The organism is Bradyrhizobium sp. P2_E8, assembly GCF_056403875.1.
On record NZ_JBFUES010001363.1, the window covers coordinates 1 to 1572 of the forward strand.

Annotated in this window: 3 protein-coding genes and 1 pseudogene; all 4 read right to left on the reverse strand. The window is 67.9% G+C overall.

All coding sequences use genetic code 11. The features are described from left to right. The coding region (locus AC1D00_RS40470; RefSeq protein WP_477014555.1) for a DUF429 domain-containing protein at nt 1-610 on the reverse strand (610 nt) is incomplete at its 3' end. A 26-nt stretch (nt 611-636) separates the two neighbouring features. Beyond that, on the reverse strand, nt 637-984 hold the full coding sequence (locus AC1D00_RS40475; RefSeq protein ID WP_135173413.1) for a carboxymuconolactone decarboxylase family protein: 348 nt from the start codon (nt 982-984) through the stop codon (nt 637-639). 3 nt (nt 985-987) lie between these two features. Beyond that, on the reverse strand, nt 988-1509 hold the full coding sequence (locus AC1D00_RS40480; RefSeq protein ID WP_477014556.1) for an RNA polymerase sigma factor: 522 nt from the start codon (nt 1507-1509) through the stop codon (nt 988-990). Continuing rightward, a pseudogene (locus AC1D00_RS40485) lies at nt 1506-1572 on the reverse strand (DUF2892 domain-containing protein); the annotation flags it as partial. The pseudogene AC1D00_RS40485 and the gene AC1D00_RS40480, both read right to left, overlap by 4 nt.

Below are 1572 nucleotides of genomic sequence, written 5' to 3' on the forward strand. Positions count from 1 at the left end.
ACTCCGTGCTGTCGCGCGCCGCGACCGCGCAGGCGCAGGCGTCGATGAGATCGTCGCGGCCGATACCGGTGCCGTGACGCTGCGTCAGCCACTTTCGCAAGCGTGCGAAGCCGCGTTGCTCCAGCAGCGCAATGCGTTGTTCGCGGCCTCGCGCTGACGCCTTGCTCTCGGGCCGCACGTGGCCGGCGAGATTCCAGAAAATCAACTCCGGATGCGCCTCGCCGATCGTGGCTTGCCGCGCGGGCGTCATGATCTCGTCGACCTCCCTGATCTTGTCCCTGATGTTCCAGAGCTGCGCCGATATCCCCCTGCCCTTGCCCTCGCGCGTCCAGTAGTGACGATTGGCTGTCGCCATGTCGGGAAATGTCCAGAGGTCCCGGCGCGCGCCGAGAAACACGGCGGGGCCAACCAGTTCGCGGGCGCGCAAGTCGCACGTTCGATAACCGCTGGGATTCAATCCAATCGGCATGTCGATCATCGCGCGCGCATGCGGCACCGCGAGCAAGCGCGTCAGCCCCGGCGAATAGTCGAAGCCGTGATCGCCGTGCTCGTCGATCCAGGCCGCGACCCAGCCGTAGCGAAATCCGTCGAGGCCGAGGTAGCTATTCACGCGTACGGCCGGCCTCCGATGCGCGTTCATCCCGTGGTTTCACCTCGATGCCGCTCGAACAGGCGCTGGGCCAACAGCGCATGGCCGAGCGTGCCGCCGGCGCGGACCGCGGCTGCGATCAACGCAGCTTCCGCGACCTCCTCGCGCGTCGCGCCGGCCTTCGCCGCCTGTGCCGTATGCACGTCGAGGCAATAGGCGCATTGCGTGGTGAGCGCGACCGCGAGCGAGATCAGCTCGCGATATTTCGGCGGGATCAAGCCGTCCTTGCGCTCGACGGCATGATTGAAGGCGAGGAAGGCGTTGGCTTCGACCGGCGCGAGCGCGACGAAGGCCGGGACAGATTTCAGGTCATCGGGGGTTTGATAATCGGTCATGTCTCACCTCGTCAGGTATTCGCGCATCAATGCGCGGGCGCGATGCAGGCGTGCCTTGACGGTCTGTCTGGACGCGCCGAGTGCGACGGCGATTTCGTCGATGGTCATTTCCTTGACGTCGCGCATCAGCGCGACGTCGCGATAGTGCAGCGGCAGCGCCTCGAAGGCCGCGGCCACGTCGAGCCGCAGATCGGCCTCGGGCCGCGACAGCATTGCGGCCTCCGCGTCGCTCGCATCGATGGCCGGCATAAGGCCGGCCTTGCGCGCGAGCCGCAGGCATTCGCGGCGGACCACGCTGAACAGCCAGGCGGACAGCGCCAGCAGCGAGCRGATCGTGCCGACATGGCGGAACAGGATCCAGAGCGCCTCCTGCGCCGCGTCCTCGGCATCCGCCGAGCTGCGGCAGGTCGCGCGCGCGTAGCGGCGGATATCCGGCTGCGCCGTCGCGAGCAGCGACGCGATCGCCTCCGGATCGCCGAGGCGTGCAGCCTCGAACAGGTCGGGCGGGAACGCAGCCGCACTCACGACACGCCTCCTCGTCCGATCCCGGCCATCGCGCACATCGGGCAGTAGCCGACGAGGCCGGTC